Consider the following 22,699-nt stretch of genomic DNA (forward strand, 5'->3'; position numbering starts at 1 on the left):
TTTTTTCGAATTTTTGCACATTTCTACTTGACTTTTTACGCAAACGATTGCATAATGCGAATAGATCAATCATTTAAATAATTCCTGGGAGGAACAAAAAGATGAAAAGAAATACGAAAAAGCTTTTAGCATTAGGTGTGACAATGGCAGCGGCTGCGGTGATGTTGGCAGCATGTGGCGGAGGTTCGTCTGATAAAAAAACTTCTGCAGAAAATGAAAACGCTTCTATAAAGTTGTGGGTGGATGTAGCGTTTGTTGATACGTATAAACCTTTAGTTGAAGAATTTGAAAAAGAACATAAAGACTGGAAAGTGACGATCAAACCAAGCGAATCTGCATCGGCGCAAGAAAACTTGAAAAAAGATCCTAGTGCTGCAGCTGACGTATTTATGATGCCTCATGACCAACTTGGACAAATGGTAGACGCTGGAATTATTTATGCGAATACAAAATATGAGGACAGCGTGAAAGAAAATAGTACTGAAAGTGCAGTAGAAGCTGCAACCTATGATGGTAAATTATACGGATATCCATATGGTGTAGAATCACAAATTTTATATTATAACAAGGCGAAATTGACTGAAGATGATGTGAAAAGCTGGGAAACGCTGACTTCTAAAGGGAAGTTAGGAACCAACTTTGGTGAAGCTGGAGCGAACTACATTTTCACACCGCTGTTTATGTCAAACGGAGATGAATTGTATGGTGCGAACGGTGAAGACATCAATGGAACGAATTTCAACAATGATAAAGGTGTGCAGGTCTTAAAATGGATTCGTGCACAAAAAGATAATCCGGGAGTTGTTCAATCAAATGCAGATGCATTATCAAATATCGGTAATGGAAAAACAGATGCATTCTTGTCAGGTCCATGGTCTAAAAATGATGTAGAAAAAGCTTTAGGCGATAATTTTGCTGTTGCGCCTTACCCAACTGTTGATTTAGGGAATGGCGATGTGCAACAAAAAGCCTTCTTAGGTGTTAAATTATTCGGTGTGAATGCGTCAACTAAGAGCCCCGTTGCAGCAATGGCTTTAGCTGATTTCTTAACAAGTAAAGAAAATCAATTAACAGTATTTGAAAAAAATGGAACTGTGCCGGCGAATAAAGATGCACAGGAAGATGAAAAAGTAAAAGCAGATGATGTAGCAAACGCAGTTATGACGATGAGTGACGCTGATCATTCGGTTGTGATGCCTAAACTGCCTGCGATGGTTTCGTTCTGGGGACCAGTTGAAGCGGTCATCAATGATACGTATAATGACAAAATTTCTGAAGACCAATATTTACCTAAGTTAGACAAGCTTGTGAAAGATACAAGTAAATCAGATAAATAAAAACGATAATTGAGGTTTAGAGTATGGACCGAATATGCAAATGTTCGCTTCATACTCCTCCTCTTTTTAGCTCAAGTTTAGTGAAAAAGAACAGGATGTGAATCACGATGAAGTTAAAACCGAAAGCGGATGATCAGATTAGTTTTAGACAGTTGTTCAAAAAAGGAGATAAATCGATCAAACTCTCTTTTATTTTCATGGGAATGGCCAACTTGCTGAATGGTCAAATAGTCAAAGGGCTCCTTTTTTTAGCGTTACAGCTTGGTTTTATCGCTTGGTTGGTGCTGAATGGATTTCATGCGCTCTCAATGCTTCAAACCTTGGGGACAAAATCTCAAGGCTGGGTCATGGATGAGACGTTGGGGATCGAAGTGCAGCAACCAGGTGATAACTCGATGCTGCTTCTGTTATTTGGGATTGCAGCTATTATTCTTATTGTCCTTTTTATTTTTCTTTATTTTGTCAATCTTAGAAGTGCCCGTAAAATATTTGTGCTAAAAGAAGCAAATAAGCCGTTGCCGACGTTAAAAGAAGATTTAAGTAGTTTGCTGAATGAAAAATTTTATGTGACATTGATGAGTATTCCATTGTTAGGTGTGTTGGCATTCACGATTTTACCCTTGCTTTATATGATTTCGATCGCATTTACAAGCTATGATCATAATCATTTGCCACCGAAAAACCTTTTTAGCTGGGTCGGCTTTGCGAACTTCGGGAATGTGATCACAGGAGATATTGCGAGTACCTTCTTCCCAGTTCTGAGCTGGACGTTGATTTGGGCGGTACTGGCTACAGCTACGACTTTTTTCTTCGGGATTTTATTAGCTCTTTTGATCAATGCTAAAGGAGTTAAAGGAAAAAAAGTTTGGCGTACGATTTTTGTGATCACAATGGCTGTGCCTCAGTTTGTGAGTTTGTTACTGATGGCTAATCTATTCAACGGATCAGGACCGGTCAATGCGCTGTTGCAAAACTGGGGGTTGATCGATCAGCCGATTCCATTTCTAACAGATGGGCTATTAGCGAAAGTCACTGTCATTTTTGTAAATATGTGGGTTGGGATTCCAGTAACGATGCTAGTTGCGACAGGGATCATCACTAATTTGCCTGATGACCAAATCGAAGCTGCTGAAATTGATGGAGCTAATAAATTCCAGATTTTTAAAAACATTACGTTCCCTCAAATTTTATTTGTGATGGCACCGAGCTTGATCCAGCAGTTTATCGGAAATATTAATAACTTCAATGTGATTTTCCTGCTGACTGGCGGACAACCTGCTAATAGCAATTATCATTCAGCGGGGGAAACAGATTTGCTGGTTACGTGGTTGTATAAACTGACGGTCACTGCAGCGGATTATAATTTAGCTTCGGTTATTGGGATCATCATCTTCGTTCTATCGGCGGTCTTCTCCTTGATCGCTTATACACGAAGCAGCTCATTTAAAACAGAAGGGGCGTAACACATATGAAATCGAAAAAAAGAAAAACGTTGATCGTTCACTACACATTGTTGACGATACTATCGATCGTCTGGATTTTTCCGATCGTTTGGATCGTGTTGACAAGCTTTCGTAGCGAAGGTGGGGCATTTGTAACGTACTTTATTCCAAAGCAATTTACCTTTGAAAATTATAAGATGCTTCTGACGAGCTCGACGTATCCATTTGTACAATGGTTTTTAAATACACTGTTTGTTGCAGTTTGCAGTTGTATTTTGTCTACGCTGATCACGATTGCGATGGCGTATTCGCTTAGCCGTCTGAGATTTAAAGCGAGAAAACCGTTTTTGAAGCTAGCGCTTGTTTTGAATATGTTTCCAGGATTTATGAGTATGATCGCTGTCTACTATATTTTAAAAGCGATGAATTTGACTGGAAGTTTATTGGCGTTGATTTTAGTCTATTCCTCTGGTGCGGCATTGAGCTTTTATATAGCGAAAGGGTTCTTTGATACGATTCCAATGGCGTTGGATGAATCGGCGATGATCGATGGGGCGAGTAAGTTTGAGATTTTTACTAAGATCACACTTCCGTTAAGTAAACCGATCATTGTTTATACAGCGTTAATGGCGTTTATGGCACCGTGGATGGATTTCATTTTTGCAAAAATTATTTTGGGTGATAATGTTAATAAGTATACTGTTGCGATCGGCTTGTTTACGATGCAAACGAGAGACAAGATCGATCAGTACTTTATGACTTTTACTGCCGGCTGTGTGTTGATCGCTGTACCGATCACGTTACTGTTTATCTTTATGCAAAAGTACTATGTAGAGGGGATAACAAGTGGTTCTGTAAAAGGGTAGTGAGAGGCTGAGGCAAAAGTGTTTAGCTCCGAGAACCAAGTAGGTACTGTGCCACATCAACTCGTTCCTCGTTGTGTTTTACAGTAATTTCAGCTTATTTTCGAAGCCTTCAACTCTTAGTGCTTTAGCGCTTAGAAGTTGATGTGATCGAAGCGTAGCGTAGTAACTGCTTTTTTCTCGCCGTATATTCGGTTTTAGAGAGTGAAACAAAACTAATTTTTAGTTTTGTTTCACTCTTTTTTTTGTTACCGTCGTTCTGTTAAAAAAGATTGTCTGCCTTCAACTATATTAGTGATTTCCATCGCTAATTGTTCTCTAGTGATGGGATCATATTCTCTTACGAAGTACTTAAAGATAGGCAACTTCTTGAAGCATAAGATGGCTTTACCGCCAATGACAGAAGTTGGGCGTTGTTTATCCATGATTAGGCTAGGATAAACGATCGTATATGGAAAATGCTGCTCGTGAATCACCTGTTCAGCCTTGAGCTTTGCTGACATATATTTTTTTAGTGGAAATGGTGCAGCATTGGCAGATAGGAATAAAAATTTCGCTGGTTGCAGTTGCGCAGTTAAAAAAGTTGACATTCGCTGAACGGGTTCAACGATAAAGCGCTCGTAAGTAATGCCTTTATTTGGTTTTTCCGTAAGTATGCCGATAGCATCGATCACCCAGTCTGCATTGATGATCGCTGATTGCCACGCAGTGTCGTTTAAAATATCGGAATGTATCCAATGTACGTTATCTGCCCATTCCTCTGTAAGGGTGTCGGGGCGTCCGTGACGGGAAATGCTCGTTACAGTATGCTTGCGCTGGAGGAGTTCTTTGCATAAGGCAGTTCCGATGAAGCCACTGCCGCCGAAAATAACGATATTCATTAAAATCACCGCTTTCTTCTTTTTACAAGTGTAACGTACGAACGTATTTTTATACAAAAAAAGAGATCAGCATAAAACAAAAATATCGTTTTATGCTGATCTCAAAATGCTGGATACAGATGTTTTTAATTCTTTTGATCGGCTGTAACAGCTACGCCAAAATGATCACTGATGATCGGCGTTTGTTTACCATCGAATAAAATGTGATAATGGTCGATCGACAATTCTGGTGAAGTGAAAATGTAGTCGATCCTAAGTTTTTCTTGGTTTTCGCCCCAGCCGTCGATTGCTTTTTCTACGGTAAATTCACCTGTTCTTTTTTGGGCGGATAAAAAGCTATCCTGTAAGTGTAAACTACTATTGCATACAAGTTCATAACCAGTTTCTACTGCAGAAGCAGGATTGTTGAAGTCTCCCATGATTATCAATGGTGAAGGACAGTGCTTTAAAAGGGCTTCTGTTTGCTGCCATTCATAAGCGAAGCCGTCTGTTTCTGTCCACCAAGAATAGTGGCAGCTTGCTGCGGTGATCGGCAGTTCGCCAACGAATGTCTGACCGAGCAGCACAACTCTTCTACGATAATCAGCTGGATTTTGTTCTTTTGAGACAAGTGCTGCTTCCGGTTTGATCGGCTGCTTTGATAATAGTGCAACACCTTCATGGTAGAGATCGTAACCGATATGGTTGTAAGCCCAGCTCCAATGATAAATGGCGTGTTGTTCTGCTAATTGTTGAACCAGTAGATAAGCAAAATTATCTTCGTGGACTGCAAATTGATCATTCGTAGGGTGAAAATTAAGGGGTTCTATAACTGATCGGCTGTCGATTCGTTGGTTGACTTCTTGCAAAGCGATCAAATCATAGTCGTCTTCTAAAATTTGCTTTACGAGTTGTTGTAATTTTTCTAGAGGGTGTTCTTCCATCCAGCTGTGTGTGTTTAACGTCAATACTTTCATTGTCTACCTCTTTCTATAGAAAGAGACTGAGACATAACTCTACGAGTTACGATCCAGTCCCTTTAAAAACGAATAAACGGTGGAAACAGAAGTAACTCCTTCTTATTTCTCGGAGTTACTTCTGGTCCAACCTCTTGGTGATGTCATTAGATCTCTAATTTTCCAATGGTTGTTCTAGGTGCTTGTTTTCCTGTTTTGTCTAATGTGAACTGTTTGACTTTTTCTCCGTTCGTGAAGACAACGATCATCGTCGTTTGTTTGCCGGCTGCTTCGATTTTGGCTAAATCAGCAGTAGCGATAACATCTCCTGCAGTTACTTTTTGTCCTTCTGTGACAGAAATCGTAAAGGCAGAATCCTTCATTTCCACTGTATCTAATCCCATGTGAACTAGAACTTCGATCCCTTCGTTTGTTTGGATCCCTAAAGCGTGTTTTGATGGGAAAATACTGCTGATCACACCATCTATCGGTGCATAGATCGTGCTATTTTCCGGGATGACAGCAAAGCCGTCGCCCATCATTTTTTGTGAGAAAACAGGATCATCTACTTCGTCAATTGCGATCACCGTTCCGTCAGCGACTGGAACCAGTGTTTTAGTGATACCAAGATAATTTGTAGTATCTGCAGCATCCGTTGTTGTTTCGGTTTGTGTTTGTTGAATTGAAGGAATCACAGCACCGGAATCCAGTAAGTCTTGGATATCTGATTTTAGCACATCCGCTTTAGGTCCGTAAACTGCCTGTACGCCGTTATCTTTGACGATCAATCCCATAGCTCCCGCTTTTTTCCATGACTCTTCATTTCCGACCTTGTCTTTATCGTGTACGCTGACCCGTAAGCGAGTCATACAAGCATCGACATCGACGATGTTTTCTTTTCCGCCGAGTAGATGGATCACCTCGATGATTTGAGGGTCGATTCCATCGATCGTTGTTGCTCCGCTTGTAGCTGCTGAATCGCTTGAAGCATCGTTGCTATCATAGTTTCCGTTTCTACCAGGAGTAGCAAAGTTGAATTTTTTGATCATAAAGTTTGCGATGAAATAGGTCAATACACCAAATCCAATCGTGCAAAGAACGAAATTAAGTAAATCCATTCCGAGGCCAGCTTTGAGTGCAAGCGGTGTTCGTGTCAATAGTTCGATATTTCCGAAAGAGTGAACACGTAGCGAAACAATATCTGCCATCGCGAAAGCTGCCCCTTGGATAACTGCATATACAACATAAAGCGGTACGGCAGCAAACATGAACATAAACTCTAATGGCTCAGTTACACCTGTTAAAAAGACAGCCAATGCTGCAGAAAGATACATTGATTTGTAATTTGAGCGCTTGTCAGGATCGACATTACGATACATTGCGACAGTCATGCCCATTAAGATACCTGAAGCACCGATCATTTGTCCGACTTTGAAGCGGGCAGGAGTCCAGTTGTTTAGAACGAAATCATATTGAGACATATCGCCGGCGCCTTTTAAGTTGACCAAATCAGTTGCCCAAGCTAGCCATAATGGATCTTGTCCGAACACTTGCGTTCCTGCTTGTGCACCGGAAAGGATTTCATACGTTCCGCCTAATTGCGTATAGTTGATCGGGATCGTCAACATGTGATGAAGTCCAAATGGTAAAAGAAGACGCTCTAGTGTTCCGTATAAGAACGGTGCTAGGATCGGAGCAGTATCTTGTGATTGTGCGATCCATAAACCAAAGTTATTGATTCCAGCCTGGATAGATGGCCAAATAATTGCTAAAAGGATGGAAACGATCGTTGACCATAGGATAACAACGAATGGGACAAAGCGTTTTCCATTGAAAAATGACAAAGCATCAGGCAATTTCCGGAAGTTGTAGTATTTATTAAAGGCCATAGCACCAACAAAACCAGCAATGATCCCGACGAACACTCCCATATTCAAAGCAGGGGCCTCTAAGACACTAGTGAAGAACCCTTTGACCATGATCTTAGTACCAAATAAAGTATGAGTGAATGCTTTATCGTCCGTTAGCATCTCACTTGTGACACCGAAAATCGAACCAGTGATCCGATTGATCAAGATGAACGAAAGCCCGGCAGCAAATGCTCCACCAGCCCGTTCTTTTGCCCAACTTCCGCCGATCGCTAATGCGAACAGTAAATGAAGATTGCCGATAACAGCCCAACCGATATTTTCGATCACGCCTCCTGTTGTTGCTAAAGCAGTCCAGTCAGGATTGATCAGCGGGATCGTTTTACCGATACTGATCATCAAACCGGCGGCAGGCATCACAGCAATAACGACCATCAACGCTTTCCCGAATTTTTGCCAAAACTCAAAACTTAGTAACTTTTTCATTCTTTTTCTCCCCTTTGCAATTTTTACGCAATCGTTTTCGTTGATATTAGTATAAAATAGTTTTTTAATTTTGTAAACCCCGAAGTGGAATCTAAATTTTATGAACAAGTTACAATCAGTATAAATCAATAAAATTGGTGTAGTAAGGAGAAAATCAGATAAGTTTATGAATAAATAATTGACAATGCAATCGGTTGCGTTTATTATGGTGTTAAGAAATGAAACGAGTATAGGAGGAAATCAAAATGAATCATCTATTTGAAATAGATCCATGGAAAATTTCAACACACCAATTAGAACGTGACGAACGCCGTTTGCAGGAGTCTCTTACATCTATAGGAAACGGTTATATGGGGATGCGTGGAAACTTTGAAGAGCGCTATACGGGTGATCATCATCAAGGAACCTATCTAGCTGGTGTTTGGTATCCAGATAAAACAAGAGTCGGCTGGTGGAAAAATGGCTATCCAGATTACTTTGGTAAAGTGATCAATGCAATGAATTTCATTGCACTGGATATTTTTGTAAATGGGGAAGCTATAGATTTAGGTATACAAGAACCTAAGGATTTTTACTTAGAATTAGATATGCATAATGGTTTATTGACAAGAACATTTATTTTAGAGAGTGACAAGGCAACAGTGAAATTCCGTTTTGAGCGCTTTTTAAGTATCGTTCAACAAGAATTAGCTGTTATTCGAGTAACGGCTGAGGTTCTTAAAGGAAGTGCAGATATTCAGATCCTTTCAAAAATCGATGGTGATGTTCGTAATGAAGACAGCAACTATGATGAAATGTTTTGGGAAGCTCGTGGCACTGGATTCACTGATGAAGTCGGTTTTTTGACAACGCGCACGATTCCTAATGCTTTTGGCATTGAACAGTTTGCTGTGACAGGTGCTATGAAGCATAACACAACGATGAATACTGAAGGTTCAGAAGCAGAAACGTTGAAAATACAACGAATTTTCCAAAAGCAGCTATCAGAAAGCGAATCACTTGTGCTGGAAAAACAAGTCATTGTCCTGACAAGTCGTGATATTCCAGAAGAACAACAACAAGAAAAAGCAGTTCAGTTGTTACAAGAAAGTTCAAAACGATTTGAGGAGCTTCTTCAAGAACAAAATGAAGCGTGGCAAGAGCGTTGGGCTTTAGCGGATGTGACGATCGAAGGAGATGAAGCTGCACAACAAGGCATTCGGTTTAATTTATTCCAGTTATTTACGACATATTATGGTGAAGATGAACGCTTGAATATTGGACCAAAAGGCTTTACGGGAGAAAAATATGGCGGTGCTACTTATTGGGATACGGAAGCTTATGCTGTACCATTATACCTTGCATTGGCAAAACCAGAAGTAACAAAAAATCTGTTGAAATACCGCTATAATCAATTAGAACAAGCGAAGCATAACGCTCGCCAACAAGGGTTGGCAGGTGCTTTATATCCAATGGTGACTTTTACTGGAGTAGAGTGTCATAACGAGTGGGAAATCACATTTGAAGAGATCCACAGAAATGGTGCGATCGCCTATGCTATTTACAATTATGTGAACTATACAGGTGATAGTGACTATCTAAAAAATGAAGGCTTACAAGTTTTAACAGAAATCGCACGTTTCTGGGCAGATCGTGTACATTACTCAAAACGTAAAGGGAAATACATGATTCATGGTGTCACAGGACCAAATGAATATGAAAATAACGTCAACAATAATTGGTATACAAACACTATCGCAACTTGGGTATTGCAGTATACTTTAGAAAATTATCTTAACTATCAAACAGAAACAACCGTAGAAATATCAGCTGAAGAACAAGCTTCGTGGCAGGATATCATTGAGCATATGTATTATCCGTTTGATGAAGAATTGGGTGTTTTTGTCCAGCATGATACATTTTTAGATAAGGATTTGATGCCAAGCAGCGATCTTTCACCGGAAAATCTGCCGTTAAATCAAAAATGGTCTTGGGATCGAATTTTACGTTCTTGCTTCATTAAGCAAGCAGATGTATTGCAAGGCATCTATTTCTTTGGCGAACGCTTTACCCAAGCTGAGAAGGAACGTAATTTTTTATTCTATGAGCCGATGACTGTGCATGAATCATCATTGTCACCAAGTATTCATGCTGTTTTGGCAGCAGAGCTTGGGATGGAAGAAAAAGCGGTAGAAATGTATCAGCGAACAGCACGCTTAGATTTAGATAATTATAATAATGATACAGAAGATGGTTTGCACATTACGTCCATGACAGGCAGCTGGTTGGCGATCGTTCAAGGGTTTGCTCAAATGAAAACAGCGAATGAGGCATTGAGTTTCGCGCCGTTTTTACCACAGAGTTGGACAAGCTATGCGTTTCATGTAAATTATCGCGGACGCTTGTTATATGTAGCAGTTGATCAAAATGAGGTTCGTTTAACATTAGTTTCCGGAGATAAATTATCACTTAAACTATACGGAAACCAAGTAAGTTTAGAAGATGAAGTAGTTGTTAAGGTGGAAAAGGTGGCAGAACATGTTTAAAGGTGTGTTGTTTGATTTAGATGGAGTGTTGACGGATACAGCGGAGTATCATTATCAAGCTTGGAAACAGTTGGGCAAAGAGATCGGTATTACTATTGACCGCGCGTTCAATGAGGAGTTAAAAGGTGTCAGTCGAGAAGATTCTTTAAAATTGATGCTGGCTCACGGCGGACGGAATGACGCGTATACTCCAGAGCAGTTTGCTGAACTGGCGCAGCGGAAAAATGAATACTATGTAGAAATGATTCAAAATGTGAGTCCGACAGATGTTTATCCAGGCATTTTAGAGTTATTGAAACAATTGAAGGAGCAAAATTTTAAAATTTCTTTGGCTTCTGCTAGTAAAAATGGCCCCTTCTTGCTAGAAAAAATGGCATTACTTCCTTATTTTGATGGGATCGCTGATCCGGCTAAAGTAAAAAAAGGAAAGCCGGACCCCGAGATTTTTCAACTGGCTGCAAGTGAAGTTGGCTTAACTGCACAAGAATGTCTTGGGATCGAAGATGCCAAAGCGGGGATCCAAGCGATCGCGGCAAGTGGTGCGGTACCTGTTGGGGTAGGTCGTGAAGAAGATTTAGGACAGGATATTGCATTAGTTTCTTCAACAGAAGAGTTGACACTAGCGTATTTGACAAGTGTTTGGCAGACAGAAAGAAAAGAGAAGTAAGTCCTCAGGTCAAGGAATTTGTACAGTCGTAAAATGACGATAGCAACGAGCTGCTGATATGTGGTATTATTTTCTACGATGGCATGATTTGTTCTTAAAAACATGAACCTGGAAAGGAGTGAAGCCGATGACGATTACTGTGAAAGATGTTGCGAAGAAAGCTGGAGTAGCAACTTCCACTGTATCAAGGGTAATCAATGATCACCCCAGTATTTCTGACGCGACCAAGAAAAAGGTCTTTAAAGTGATGGAAGAAATGGGGTACGTTCCGAATATTGCTGCACGTAATCTTGGTAAAAGATCTTCGGGTGCAGTAGGTGTGATTTTGCCGCCCTTGGATTCGCGTGAACGGATGGGCAATCCATTTTATTTAGAAATCATTGAATCGATCAACGCTGAAGCCCGTAAACATGATATGACGACGGCGATTGCAACGGCTCAGTCTTTTGATACCTTGTTAGAAAATGTTCAGCTGATGCATCGTCAAAAGCAGGTAGATGGATTTATCTTGCTCTATTCAGATAAGGATGATCCAGTGATCGATTACTTAGTTGAAAATCACGTGCCATTCTCTTTGATCGGACAACCGTACACAAACGAAGAGAAAGTCATTTATGTAGATAATGATAATCAGCTTTTAGGAAAACATGCAACGGATTTTTTGATCGAAAATGGACATGAGAATATTCTGTTTATCACTAATACAACGCACGAAAATATTTATTATGAACGTTACTTTGGTTATCAAAAAGCAATGATGGTTGCAGGTTTGACCATGTTTCCTTCGGTGGATATGGAAAGTCCAGAAGCGTATGTTGCATTTGAGGACTTGCTAAAAGAAACGAAAGCAACAGCTGCAGTTGTGATCGATGATATTTTTGCAATGCGGATGATCCAGTTGGCTCAGATGTATGGGTATCGCGTCCCAGATGACTTTTCCGTGATCAGTTTCAATAACTCGATTTATTCGACATTGGTCCATCCTTATCTAACGAGTATCGATATCGATATTGCTGAGCTAGGCAAAATGGGTATGCAAAAGCTGATCGATACGCTGCAGCAAAAAGAACCGACAGGAGTACGATTAGTGATCCCTCATCAGTTGATCAAGCGGGAGACGGTGCTTGATTTGAATGGCATATAATATGAACTGCGAATGAACATTTTTTAGATGTTTGTTCGCAGTTTTTTTTGTATGGAACTCGATTGTGTATTTATGGATTGATAAAAAGTGATAAATGGGTTGACAAATATATTTTACTGTCTTAATATAAAGAAGAAATAACTCGACTACATTTATAGTCGTTTTGGAAAAATATGAAAAAGTACATACAGAAAGAAGGAGCGGGAAAAGTGGAAGCTAAAACATTTGATATAGAAGGGATGACGTGTGCGTCTTGTGCACAGACTGTTGAAAAGGCAACGGCCAAACTAGCGGGTGTATCAAAAGCGACGGTCAACTTGGCAACTGAAAAACTAAATGTGGAATATGATGAAACAGCATTATCAGAAAAAGATATTCAACAAGCGGTTGCTGATGCAGGCTATGAAGCATTGAGCAATACTCAGCAACGCACATTTGATATAGAAGGAATGACGTGTGCATCTTGTGCACAAGTGATCGAAAAGGCGGTCAATAAACTAAATGGTGTGCAGACCGCTGCCGTAAATCTAGCGACAGAAAAAATGACAGTCGATTTTGATCCAGCTGTTCTGAATGTGTCAGATATCACGAAAACAGTTGTTGATGCAGGCTATGGAGCTGTTGAACAAATCGATTCAGCGGATACGGTAGATAAAGATCGTGAGAAAAAACAGAAACACATCAAAGAGATGTGGCAACGCTTTTGGTTGTCTGCTGTTTTCACGGTGCCTCTATTTTACATTGCAATGGGACACATGGTTGGTTTGCCATTACCAGGATTCTTAGATCCGATGATGCATGCGACAACTTTTGCGACGGTCCAGCTGCTTTTGACGATTCCTGTGCTGTATTTTGGACGAAGCTTTTTCATCATTGGATTCAAAGCATTGTTCAAAGGTCATCCTAATATGGATTCTCTTGTAGCATTGGGAACGAGTGCGGCTGTCGCTTACAGCTTATATGGCACGATCATGATTTATACGGGTGACACTCATTTTGCAATGGCGCTTTACTATGAATCTGCTGGCGTGATTTTGACCTTGATCACACTAGGGAAATATTTTGAAGCTGTTTCAAAAGGAAAAACCTCAGAAGCGATCAAAAAATTGATGGGTTTAGCACCAAAAAATGCACGTGTTTTACGTAATGATGAAGAAATGGAAATTCCAGTAGATGCAGTACAATTGGATGATATCATTGTCGTTCGACCAGGAGAAAAAATTCCTGTTGACGGACTTGTTGTTGAAGGGTCAAGTGCAGTCGATGAATCGATGCTGACGGGTGAAAGTATACCAGTTGAGAAAAAAGCTGGTGATAATGTGATTGGTGCAAGTATCAACAAAAACGGCAGCTTCCGATTTAAAGCGACAAAGGTAGGAAAAGATACTGCTCTTTCACAAATCATTAAATTAGTCGAAGATGCGCAAGGATCAAAAGCACCGATCGCTAAAATGGCAGACAAAATTTCAGGTGTATTTGTGCCGATCGTCATTGTTTTAGCAGTGTTATCTGGTTTGGCTTGGTATTTCTTAGGACAGGAATCTTGGGTTTTTGCCTTGACGATCACGATCTCTGTTTTAGTGATTGCTTGTCCATGTGCTTTAGGGTTGGCAACACCTACTGCAATTATGGTCGGTACAGGAAAAGGTGCTGAAAATGGTGTGCTGATCAAAAGCGGTGACGCACTGGAAACAACGCATAAAATCCAAACGATCGTTTTTGATAAAACGGGTACGATAACAGAGGGAAAACCTAAAGTGACAGATATCGTTACAGCAAATGATTTAGCTGAAAATGACCTACTGCGTTTAGCAGCATCAGCTGAGAAAGGTTCTGAACACCCTCTAGGTGAAGCGATCGTCAATGATGCAGTGGAGAAAAATCTTACCTTTGCCCAAACAGAAAACTTTACAGCCATTCCTGGACATGGGATCGAAGTGACGATCGAAGGCAGCCGCTTTTTATTAGGGAACAAAAAATTGATGGATGATCGTCATATTTCGTTAGAGAATTTAGGTACGATCTCTGATCAATTAGCAGAACAAGGGAAAACACCGATGTATATTGCGAAAGATGATTTGATTGCAGGAATCATCGCTGTAGCAGACACGATCAAAGAAACCAGTATTCCGGCAATCAAAAAGCTGCATCAAATGGGCATCGAAGTAGCCATGATCACAGGGGATAACAAACGAACGGCACAAGCGATCGCGAAACAAGTTGGGATCGACCGTGTATTAAGTGAAGTTTTACCAGAAGATAAAGCGAATGAAGTCCAAAAGCTTCAAAAAGAAGGTAAGAAAGTTGCCATGGTCGGTGACGGAATCAATGATGCTCCTGCCTTAGCTCAAGCAGATATCGGCATTGCGATCGGTTCTGGTACAGACGTTGCAATGGAATCAGCAGATATCGTTTTGATGAGAAGTGATCTGATGGATGTACCAACAGCAGTAGAATTAAGCAAGGCAACGATCAAGAACATCAAAGAAAACCTATTTTGGGCGTTTGCCTATAATACGTTAGGGATTCCAGTGGCGATGGGTGTCTTGTATCTATTTGGCGGACCGCTATTGAATCCGATGATCGCAGGAGCTGCGATGAGTTTTAGCTCAGTTTCAGTGTTGCTGAATGCCTTACGTTTGAAAGGATTTAAACCATCGGCTTTGAAAAAATAGAAAATATAATAAGGGTGGAGGGGAAAATCATCGCTGAATGAGTTTCCCCTTTATTTTCCTTTTTCTGGGTTCGTAGTGTACATTGGAAAAAATAAGGATCTATGCTACTATGGTTGTGCAATCATTAAGTTGAATGAAAGATAGTAAAGGATGTGAGCGAGTAGATGGATACCTATAAATTAATATTGATCATGCTCCCGCCGCTTCCCGGAGAAAGATGTTTTTTTTCATCCCTTTAAACTAATTTTCTAGCTGAACAGGTCATTCTTGTAACAAGCTGGATCGACCTGTTCTGTTATAGATTCAGGAGGAATTTTTTTGAAAAAAAGCATCAAAACTCAAACACCATCTTTATTATTATTGATCGTTTTGGTAGGATTTCCGCAAATCAGTGAAACGATTTTCACCCCATCATTACCAGATATTGCGACGGACTTGCAAACGTCGATGGCGACAGTTCAGCTAACATTGAGTATCTATTTTCTGTCGTTTGCTCTCGGAGTCTTTTTTTGGGGCTGGCTGTCAGATCTAAGTGGTCGTCGAAAAGCAATGCTTTACGGCTTGTTTGTCTATGGTATCGGCAGTTTTCTATGTTTCAGGGCCTACTCGATCAATGGTCTGCTCTTTGCCCGCTTTATTCAAGCGTTCGGTGCTAGTACAGGTTCTGTTGTGACACAAACGATTTTAAGAGAAAGTTATGCAGGCAATCATCGGCATGCGCTGTTTGCTCAAATTTCAGCAGCTTTGGCATTTACGCCGGCGATAGGACCTTTGATCGGCGGGCTTGTTGATCAGTATTTAGGCTTTAGAGCTGTTTTTCTTGTATTAGTTTGTATGAGTATCGTCATTTTCTGCTATGCATTTTTATGTCTACCTGAAACGTATCAAGTAGAAAAACGAGTGCAAGTAAAGCTGTTACCTTTGATCAAGCGATTATTGACTGATCCCAAGGTGATGACCTATGGCTTCTTGATCGGTGCGATCAATGGGATACTATTCAGTTATTATGCGGAAGCTCCGTTTATCTTTATCGAACATTTTCATTTGTCTACAGCAGTTTATGGTTTTTTAGGCATTGGAGTAGCAGGTGCTTCGATTTTAGGCTCGTTGTTGTCTAAACGCTTATTACCGATTTATTGCCCGGAAAAAATCATTTATATGGGTATTTGCTGTTTGCTGCTGGGTAGTTCCTGTCTTTTGTTGACAGTATTGTCTGTATTTTTACCAAATACACTTCAGATGTGGCTTATTTTGCTCGGTGTTTTTGTTGTCTTGACGGGGACAGGAATGGCGCTGCCTAACTGCTTAAGTCTAGCTTTAGTTGAGTATCAAGAGGTGATAGGATCAGCAGGAGCGCTTTTTAGCCTAGGGTATTACTTATTAGTCAGCTTGTTTACCTATGGTATGAGCGTGATTCATAATGGGACACTGGTAGTGATGCCAATATATTTTCTTGTGATCGGACTGTCTATGTTGGTTTTTGTGCGTAGGTTTTTGTATCAGAAGAATTTGCGTTAGAAGAGTATAAAAAAGGAATGCACAGTGCTTATTTGAAGCAGTGTGCATTCCTTTTTTTAATGTTGGGTTGCTGAGAAAGGAAAAGGCAGCTGTCTTTGTTTGATGATGAGATATCCACCTAGAAATTGGAGTAATCCTAGGAGAAAGAAAATGAGATGAAGTGCAACGATAGACCATAGCATCAGACACTGGATCATGATCCAGATACATAGAACAAGACCGATCAAACACTCTAAGTAAGGAAATGTGTGTGTTTGTCTTAAGTTAGCCCAGCCGATAGCAAGGTTCCCGCAACCGATCATTACTAACAAAAATAATCCGGGAATCAAAAAAGTTGTAAACGGTGAGTATCGCAACATGTCTTCTGATAGCCCAAGAATGGAATGTGCATTGCTGGATAAAGCCATCACGCCACCTGCTATACCACCGAAACCGATAAATAAGTTACTGACCAACAAGAGTTTTTTTGTCATAAAAAAGAACCTTCCTCGTGATTTTCCCTAATTGTAGCACATATAAACAGGCAGACAATTGATTTAAATGAGTTGCACCTCCCTTTTTTTGTTATACTTTGTTTAAGATAGTCAAGTAAAGAGACGAGGGTGAAATGGTTGAAAGAGATTTTGTTACAGGCGGCTAGTTTTTGTTTTGTCATCATTTTGGGGTATTTGATGAAACGCTTTGGTTTATTGAGTAAAGCAGATGGTGGGACTTTATCTGTGATCATAGTCAATATTACATTACCAGCAACAGTTATTGTTAGTTTGGCAAATGTGGTTGTTTCAAGCACATTGTTTTTTTTATTAGCAATGGGGATTTTATTAAATTTGATCGTGATTTTAGCAGGAGGATTGTTGTCCAAAAAGCGTTCGACGTTGGAACGGACATTTCAAATGTATTCGATGTCAGGCTATAATATTGGCAATTTTACATTGCCGTTTATTCAGGGATTTTATCCGTTAGCGATTCCGTTTTTACTGATGTTTGATATAGGGAATAGTGTCATGCTGACAGGCGGCAGTACGCTGTTGATCGATAAAATAGTTGGTTCTAAAGAAGAAACGACGTTAAAAAAAATTCTATCGACATTGTTTAAGTCTGTTCCTTTTACGGCCTATATGATCATGCTGCTGTTGCGTGCAGTTCAAGTTGGTTTGCCAGTGGAATTGATTCAAATACTAGAGCTAGTTGCAAAAGCAAATGGCTTTTTATCGATGTTCATGATTGGATTATATCTTGAATTACGTTTGCCTAAACAAGCACTGAAACTAGTGAGAGAAGTGCTGTTTTGGCGATACGTGTGCGGGCTAGTCTTTGCATTGATATTTGCCTTCATTATTCCGTTGGAGCCATTATTGAGAATCGTATTAGTGGTACTGAGTTTAGCACCGATGCCGACATTTTCTGTGATCAATAGTGTGAAGGCTGGAGTAAAAGAAGAGACGGTTGGTTTTACTTCCTCTATGAGTATTTTGATCAGTTTATTACTGATGACGCTGGTGATGGTCTGGATGGTATGATTTTTGGTAAAATATGACAAACTGTTGTCATCTATTGGATGCTAAAGTAATAGCAGACGATAGAGGAGATGATACGATGGATTATCACATTCAACAAAAGCCGAAATTTAATCTAGTCGGCTATCAAAAAACACTAGGTATGATTGATCACTTTGAGGATTATCAAGGAATATCAGCATTTTGGGCTGATTTAACAGAGGCCAAGATCAATCAGCTATTATCTGAAACTAAAGAAAAGACAGGCGGGTTCTATGGCGTTTCTGACAGCAATCGACAGGTGGCAGAAACGTTTGATTACATGATCAGTGTAAGTGCTCAGGGAGAAAAAGAAATCGCTGAAGAATTGACGAGTATCCAAGTGGTCGAAACGTCTTGGGCAGTCTTCACTTGTCAAGGAGCGATCGCAAATGCTGTTTCTACTTTTGACGCAAACAAACCGAATCATTTGATGCAATTAAAAAATCAATTGACTGCTCCGTGGATAGCTGAGTCATTAGAAGAAAATCAGCAGCTGCCGCGGATAGAATATTATCCTATAGGGGACATGATGTCTGATGAGTATCGTTGTGAGCTATGGATCCCGCTCAAAAAATGAGGTGAGTTAAAATGAAAGAAATCAAAAATAAACAGGTTGCCGCTGTTTTTGAACAATATCCAGAGGTTATTCGCTTATCATTGCTGGAGCTTAGGGCGTTGATCTTTGAGGTTGGCGAAGCAACTTCTGGAGTTGGTGAAATCGAAGAAAGCTTAAAGTGGCATCAACCAACTTATTCTACTATTCAAACAAAATCTGGGACACCTATTCGACTTGATCGCTTTGGCGAAACCAAGGTCGCCCTTTTTTTCCATTGTCAAACGACCGTGATCGAAGAATTTCGGGCGTTGTTTTCCAAGGAACTGGAATTCTCTAAGAATCGCGCCATTGTTCTTGATCCTGCAAAGGAATTACCTCTAGACGAATTAGCTTTTTGTATCCAACGAGCACTGACCTATCATCAAAAGTAAATATAGGCTGGGATAGAAGTGTTTGATCCCAAGAAATAAGAGGACATTTGACCACGGTTTATTAAGAAGTAGAGTCCGGAACAAAACTAGAAAACAGTTTTGTTCCGGACTCTTGTTTTAGTTGTATATTCTAACGGTCGATCAAACGCTCTGCAATAGCAAAGTCACCTTCATAGGGGGTATCTATCCCATGGATCTTTTGATATAAATCTGCTCCTTTACCTGCTAAAATAACAGCATCTTTTGGACTGCTCAAGGAGAGTGCTTTTTCTATTGCGGCACTGCGATCGATAATCGTTTCGACTTGGATCGGTGCAGTTATATATTCTGCGATCTCTTTGCAAATGGTAGTAGGTTCTTCATCAGCAGGGTCATCTGTGGTTAAAATCGCGATATCTGCAAGTTCAGTTAACACCCTGCCGAAATCTTTACGTCGGGAAATTGCTTTGTTGCCCGTGCTGCCGATCACTACAATCAAACGGCCTTCTGGGTGTTCTTCTTTTATAAAAGTCAGAAGGTTTTTCAAGCTATCATAATTATGAGCATAATCAACATAAACTTTTGCCCCATTTGTGTTTGTTAAAAGCTCCATTCGTCCAGGAACCGTTGCTTCTTGAATTCCTTGGACACATGAATCGTGAGTAGCACCGACCAAAGAAGCAGCAATCATTGCACTGAGTGCATTTCCTTTATTAAAGTCTCCGCCTAAGCGTAAATGATAGTCACCAGCAAGTCCAAGTGTGTCCTTTTTGGCTGTAACAGAAAAGGCTAAGGAATCTTCTGGATCGGTTTGATAAGCATAATCTGTATCTGTCTGCTGACTGCCATAAATGATGTATGACGTGTGATGAAGCTCTGCTGTTTCCTTCAATAATTGGAAATAGTCAGAGTCGTGGTTTAAAATAACTGTCTTAGAATGTGAGATCAATTGTCTTTTACAATAAAAATAATCATCGAATGTCGGATGCTCGATCGGACTGATGTGGTCAGGTGTGATATTTAGAAAAATCCCTACATCAAAGAATAGACCATATACTCGATTCGTCTTATAAGCTTGTGAAGAGACCTCCATGATAAAATGGGTCATCTGGTTATCGACTGCTTCTGCCATCATACGATAAAGATCTGATGATTCAGGTGTTGTCAGCTGTGATTTGAAAAAAGTTTGCCCATCCAATGTCGAGTTCATAGTAGACAACATCGCCGTTTTATTGTTTGTAGCATGATCTAAAATGAATTTTGTGAAATAAGCGGCAGTTGTCTTTCCTTTTGTACCTGTAAAGCCAACTAATTTTAGTTTATTCTGTGGATAATCATAGAACGCCATGCTCAAAACAGCCATCGCTTTTTTGATATCTGTGACGATGATTCCTAGAGCCGCTTCAACCTCATAAGGCTGTTCTGCCACATAAACTTCAAGTCCAGCTGTAATGGCTGTTGTTAAATAGTCTTCTTTGAAATTCAAGCCTTTACAGAAAAAAAGTGTGTCGCTATTTACGGTGCGGGAATCATAAGAAAGAGCATCGAATTGTTTATTTTCTAATGAAATTGGTGATGTTAAGCTCCAGCCTTCAGCTGAAGTAAATTCTTTTAAAAGGTGTTCTTTAAGTAAACATTCCCGGATTTTTTCTAAAGAAATAGTCATTATTCGGCCTCCAAGCACCGGTTAAAATCTGAATGTCAGGTTTTATCGGTATAGCTATACTAGTTTAGGATTTCATCATACAATTTAAACAGTAAAACTTCAAGATGTGTGCTATTTTATTATATAAGCAGAATAAATAGTCGTGTGAATTTTTTTATAAATAGTATTATGAAATTTAGTTGTAGGTAAGAAGAATAATTGGTTAATTTTGGATAAAAAAACGATGTTTTTCTACTCTTTATTTCAGTTATTTTAGATTAATTTATATAAAAGTTGAAGAAGTGATAATTTGATCGATGATTATGAAAATAGCTTTTTAAGTGTTTTTCAATGATTTATATAGGGAAACGATAAATAAGTGAAATTATTCGAGAAATTCGTTGCATATACTTGATTTAACAATTAAAATAAAGAAAGCATGTTTGAAGAAAGTTGGAGGAGTTAAATGATCAATCAATCAAATCCTGCTGATCAACCAGTCTTGACGAACCAGGAAAAAATGGTCAAAGGTTCGGCCTGGATGACAGCTAGTAATATAATTTCTCGGTTGTTGGGTGCAGTATATATCATTCCTTGGTATGCATGGATGGGTGAACACGCCAATGAAGCGAATAGTTTGTCTTCAATGGGTTATACTGTTTACGCGCTTTTTTTATTAATTTCTACAGCAGGGATTCCTGCAGCGATCGCTAAACAAACCTCGTATTATAATTCTCTCAATGAGTATAAAGTGAGCAGACAGCTCTTTTATAAAGCTCTTCAGTTGATGGCTATTTTAGGGGCGATTTTTGCCATCGTCATGTATCTGGCTTCGCCTTTATTGGCTGAGTGGTCAGGCGGCGGTGAAGATTTGATCCCAACGATGCGGTCACTGAGCTTGGCAGTCTTGATCTTCCCTTGTATGAGTGTGGTTCGTGGCTACTTTCAAGGAAATCAGGATATGATGCCGTATGCGTTATCACAGATCGTTGAACAAGTTGCCCGTGTCTTCTATATGTTACTGACAGCGTTCATTATCATGAAAGTTTTCGATGGAAATTATGTAGATGCAGTGACACAATCTACCTTGGCAGCAGCGATCGGAATGTTAGCTAGCTTTGTTGTACTATTTTTCTATATTCGTAAACAAAAGCCGATGTTCGATTACTTGGAAGCACATAGTGCGAACGAGCACGAAGCATCTACTCGTGATTTACTGACAGAAACGTTAAAAGAAGCAATTCCATTTATCATTGTAGGTTCAGGTGTTACTGTATTCAAATTGGTCGATCAATTTACATTCTCAAATTTCATGAATACTTTTACCACATATTCAGGTAGTCAGTTGCGCACATTTTTCGCTATTTTTAATGCGAATCCTGATAAATTGACGATGGTCGTCATTGCTTTAGCAACATCGATTTCTGCAACAGGGTTGCCATTGATCACAGAAGCGATCACCTTGAAAAATTATCGTGATCTTTCAAAGCTGATCAGCAATAACTTGCAGTTGTTTATGTTTGTGATGCTGCCGGCCACGTTCGGGATGATCGTATTAGCGAAACCGCTATATACGATGTTTTATTCGCCGGATCATTTAGGTGTATCGGTTTTAGTTCAAGCGTGCTTTGCCGGGCTGTTCATGGGCCTATACATGTTGTCATCGACGATGTTGATGGGGATGTATGAAAATAAAGCAGCCATCAAGTACTTTGGTTTAGGGCTTGCGCTGAAGCTGATTGTTCAATATCCAGCTATTCGATTATTTGAAGTCTATGGGCCAGCGATTGCTACGATGATCGGTTTTGCTTTTGCCTGTACGTTGATTTTGAGAAAAATCAAAAAAGTCAGCCGTTTTAATTTTAGCTTGACCTTGCGCCGCGGATTATTGATCTTTTTGATCACGTTAGTGATGGTCGTTGCGACTGTTATCATGCGTCAATTCTTATATTTATTCTTAGACCCAACACGTAAGTTCCAGTCATTTATCATCATTATGCTTGTTGCAGCTTTTGGCGGAGCCGTATATGGTTACATTACGTTGAAACTGAGACTGGCAGATAAATTATTAGGGAGTAGCGTGAATAAAATTCGCCGCAAATTAAAAATAAGATAAGAGCATTTGCTCATGATGGATTTAAATTTAGAGTGTGCAGCAGGAGTAGGGATACTTTTGCTCACACTTATTTTCTTATAAAAGGAGATTTGA

General features: G+C 39.8%; 17 protein-coding genes. 12 read left to right on the plus strand and 5 right to left on the minus strand.

Features of this window, described 5'->3' with window-relative positions:
- Nucleotides 1-101: 101 nt before the first annotated feature.
- The 3 genes from H3T55_RS03270 (at nucleotide 102) to H3T55_RS03280 (ending at nucleotide 3,645) form a co-directional block, all read left to right on the plus strand.
- A complete protein-coding gene (locus H3T55_RS03270; RefSeq protein ID WP_225533265.1) occupies nucleotides 102-1,337 on the plus strand; it encodes an extracellular solute-binding protein in 1,236 nt (411 codons plus the stop codon).
- Nucleotides 1,338-1,444: 107 nt separating this feature from the next.
- Nucleotides 1,445-2,800 carry a carbohydrate ABC transporter permease gene (locus tag H3T55_RS03275; RefSeq protein ID WP_088270830.1) on the plus strand — a complete coding sequence of 452 codons (1,356 nt, stop codon included), beginning with the start codon at nucleotides 1,445-1,447 and terminating at the stop codon, nucleotides 2,798-2,800.
- A gap of 5 nt (nucleotides 2,801-2,805) precedes the next feature.
- Nucleotides 2,806-3,645: a sugar ABC transporter permease gene (locus tag H3T55_RS03280; RefSeq protein WP_087640611.1), complete on the plus strand. Its 840-nt coding sequence runs from the start codon at nucleotides 2,806-2,808 to the stop codon at nucleotides 3,643-3,645.
- Between the two features lie 245 nt (nucleotides 3,646-3,890).
- On the opposite strand, the gene H3T55_RS03285 is transcribed toward H3T55_RS03280, so the two are convergent.
- The 3 genes from H3T55_RS03285 to H3T55_RS03295 all read right to left on the minus strand — a co-directional run bounded on the left by H3T55_RS03285 (nucleotide 3,891) and on the right by H3T55_RS03295 (nucleotide 7,812).
- Nucleotides 3,891-4,523 (minus strand): NAD(P)-dependent oxidoreductase, encoded by a 633-nt coding sequence (locus H3T55_RS03285; protein ID WP_225533266.1) that lies wholly within the window; start codon nucleotides 4,521-4,523, stop codon nucleotides 3,891-3,893.
- Between the two features lie 125 nt (nucleotides 4,524-4,648).
- The gene (locus H3T55_RS03290; RefSeq protein WP_225533267.1) at nucleotides 4,649-5,479 is read right to left on the minus strand and encodes an endonuclease/exonuclease/phosphatase family protein; all 831 of its coding nucleotides are present in this window, start codon (nucleotides 5,477-5,479) and stop codon (nucleotides 4,649-4,651) included.
- 146 nt (nucleotides 5,480-5,625) lie between these two features.
- Nucleotides 5,626-7,812, minus strand: a complete 2,187-nt coding sequence (locus tag H3T55_RS03295; protein WP_225533268.1) for a PTS transporter subunit IIBC — start codon at nucleotides 7,810-7,812, stop codon at nucleotides 5,626-5,628.
- Between the two features lie 245 nt (nucleotides 7,813-8,057).
- Between H3T55_RS03295 and H3T55_RS03300 the strand changes: the two genes are divergently transcribed.
- The 5 genes from H3T55_RS03300 to H3T55_RS03320 all read left to right on the plus strand — a co-directional run bounded on the left by H3T55_RS03300 (nucleotide 8,058) and on the right by H3T55_RS03320 (nucleotide 16,341).
- Nucleotides 8,058-10,337 carry a glycoside hydrolase family 65 protein gene (locus H3T55_RS03300; RefSeq protein WP_225533269.1) on the plus strand — a complete coding sequence of 760 codons (2,280 nt, stop codon included), beginning with the start codon at nucleotides 8,058-8,060 and terminating at the stop codon, nucleotides 10,335-10,337.
- A complete protein-coding gene (pgmB, locus tag H3T55_RS03305; RefSeq protein WP_225533270.1) occupies nucleotides 10,330-11,004 on the plus strand; it encodes a beta-phosphoglucomutase in 675 nt (224 codons plus the stop codon). The genes H3T55_RS03300 and pgmB overlap by 8 nt, the downstream gene beginning before the upstream one ends.
- Before the next feature lie 127 nt (nucleotides 11,005-11,131).
- Nucleotides 11,132-12,148: a LacI family DNA-binding transcriptional regulator gene (locus tag H3T55_RS03310; protein WP_225533271.1), complete on the plus strand. Its 1,017-nt coding sequence runs from the start codon at nucleotides 11,132-11,134 to the stop codon at nucleotides 12,146-12,148.
- 209 nt (nucleotides 12,149-12,357) lie between these two features.
- Nucleotides 12,358-14,823, plus strand: a complete 2,466-nt coding sequence (locus H3T55_RS03315; RefSeq protein WP_225533272.1) for a heavy metal translocating P-type ATPase — start codon at nucleotides 12,358-12,360, stop codon at nucleotides 14,821-14,823.
- Between the two features lie 318 nt (nucleotides 14,824-15,141).
- Nucleotides 15,142-16,341: a multidrug effflux MFS transporter gene (locus H3T55_RS03320; RefSeq protein WP_225533273.1), complete on the plus strand. Its 1,200-nt coding sequence runs from the start codon at nucleotides 15,142-15,144 to the stop codon at nucleotides 16,339-16,341.
- Nucleotides 16,342-16,397: 56 nt separating this feature from the next.
- On the opposite strand, the gene H3T55_RS03325 is transcribed toward H3T55_RS03320, so the two are convergent.
- Complete coding sequence (locus H3T55_RS03325; RefSeq protein ID WP_225533274.1) at nucleotides 16,398-16,814, minus strand: hypothetical protein; 417 nt, start codon at nucleotides 16,812-16,814, stop codon at nucleotides 16,398-16,400.
- Nucleotides 16,815-16,952: 138 nt separating this feature from the next.
- Between H3T55_RS03325 and H3T55_RS03330 the strand changes: the two genes are divergently transcribed.
- From H3T55_RS03330 to H3T55_RS03340, 3 genes are all read left to right on the plus strand, one after another.
- A complete protein-coding gene (locus H3T55_RS03330) occupies nucleotides 16,953-17,861 on the plus strand; it encodes an AEC family transporter (protein ID WP_225533275.1) in 909 nt (302 codons plus the stop codon).
- Nucleotides 17,862-17,937: 76 nt separating this feature from the next.
- On the plus strand, nucleotides 17,938-18,456 hold the full coding sequence (locus H3T55_RS03335) for a GyrI-like domain-containing protein (RefSeq protein ID WP_225533276.1): 519 nt from the start codon (nucleotides 17,938-17,940) through the stop codon (nucleotides 18,454-18,456).
- 11 nt (nucleotides 18,457-18,467) lie between these two features.
- A complete protein-coding gene (locus H3T55_RS03340) occupies nucleotides 18,468-18,866 on the plus strand; it encodes a DUF1801 domain-containing protein (RefSeq protein ID WP_225533277.1) in 399 nt (132 codons plus the stop codon).
- A gap of 130 nt (nucleotides 18,867-18,996) precedes the next feature.
- On the opposite strand, the gene H3T55_RS03345 is transcribed toward H3T55_RS03340, so the two are convergent.
- Nucleotides 18,997-20,511, minus strand: coding sequence for a UDP-N-acetylmuramoyl-L-alanyl-D-glutamate--L-lysine ligase (locus H3T55_RS03345; RefSeq protein WP_225533278.1), 1,515 nt, complete (start codon nucleotides 20,509-20,511; stop codon nucleotides 18,997-18,999).
- Nucleotides 20,512-20,956: 445 nt separating this feature from the next.
- Between H3T55_RS03345 and H3T55_RS03350 the strand changes: the two genes are divergently transcribed.
- A complete protein-coding gene (locus H3T55_RS03350; protein ID WP_087640623.1) occupies nucleotides 20,957-22,606 on the plus strand; it encodes a polysaccharide biosynthesis protein in 1,650 nt (549 codons plus the stop codon).
- The last annotated feature ends 93 nt before the right edge of the window (nucleotides 22,607-22,699 follow it).

This window comes from Enterococcus sp. S22(2020) (assembly GCF_020295385.1).
Lineage (GTDB): Bacteria > Bacillota > Bacilli > Lactobacillales > Enterococcaceae > Enterococcus_L > Enterococcus_L dunnyi.

Coding starts and splice junctions, on each gene's coding strand:
- H3T55_RS03270 (WP_225533265.1), top strand. CDS start 102: ATGAAAAGAAATACGAAAAAGCTTTTAGCATTAGGTGTGACAATGGCA.
- H3T55_RS03275 (WP_088270830.1), top strand. CDS start 1,445: ATGAAGTTAAAACCGAAAGCGGATGATCAGATTAGTTTTAGACAGTTG.
- H3T55_RS03280 (WP_087640611.1), top strand. CDS start 2,806: ATGAAATCGAAAAAAAGAAAAACGTTGATCGTTCACTACACATTGTTG.
- H3T55_RS03285 (WP_225533266.1), bottom strand. CDS start 4,523: ATGAATATCGTTATTTTCGGCGGCAGTGGCTTCATCGGAACTGCCTTA.
- H3T55_RS03290 (WP_225533267.1), bottom strand. CDS start 5,479: ATGAAAGTATTGACGTTAAACACACACAGCTGGATGGAAGAACACCCT.
- H3T55_RS03295 (WP_225533268.1), bottom strand. CDS start 7,812: ATGAAAAAGTTACTAAGTTTTGAGTTTTGGCAAAAATTCGGGAAAGCG.
- H3T55_RS03300 (WP_225533269.1), top strand. CDS start 8,058: ATGAATCATCTATTTGAAATAGATCCATGGAAAATTTCAACACACCAA.
- pgmB (WP_225533270.1), top strand. CDS start 10,330: ATGTTTAAAGGTGTGTTGTTTGATTTAGATGGAGTGTTGACGGATACA.
- H3T55_RS03310 (WP_225533271.1), top strand. CDS start 11,132: ATGACGATTACTGTGAAAGATGTTGCGAAGAAAGCTGGAGTAGCAACT.
- H3T55_RS03325 (WP_225533274.1), bottom strand. CDS start 16,814: ATGACAAAAAAACTCTTGTTGGTCAGTAACTTATTTATCGGTTTCGGT.
- H3T55_RS03335 (WP_225533276.1), top strand. CDS start 17,938: ATGGATTATCACATTCAACAAAAGCCGAAATTTAATCTAGTCGGCTAT.
- H3T55_RS03340 (WP_225533277.1), top strand. CDS start 18,468: ATGAAAGAAATCAAAAATAAACAGGTTGCCGCTGTTTTTGAACAATAT.
- H3T55_RS03345 (WP_225533278.1), bottom strand. CDS start 20,511: ATGACTATTTCTTTAGAAAAAATCCGGGAATGTTTACTTAAAGAACAC.
- H3T55_RS03350 (WP_087640623.1), top strand. CDS start 20,957: ATGATCAATCAATCAAATCCTGCTGATCAACCAGTCTTGACGAACCAG.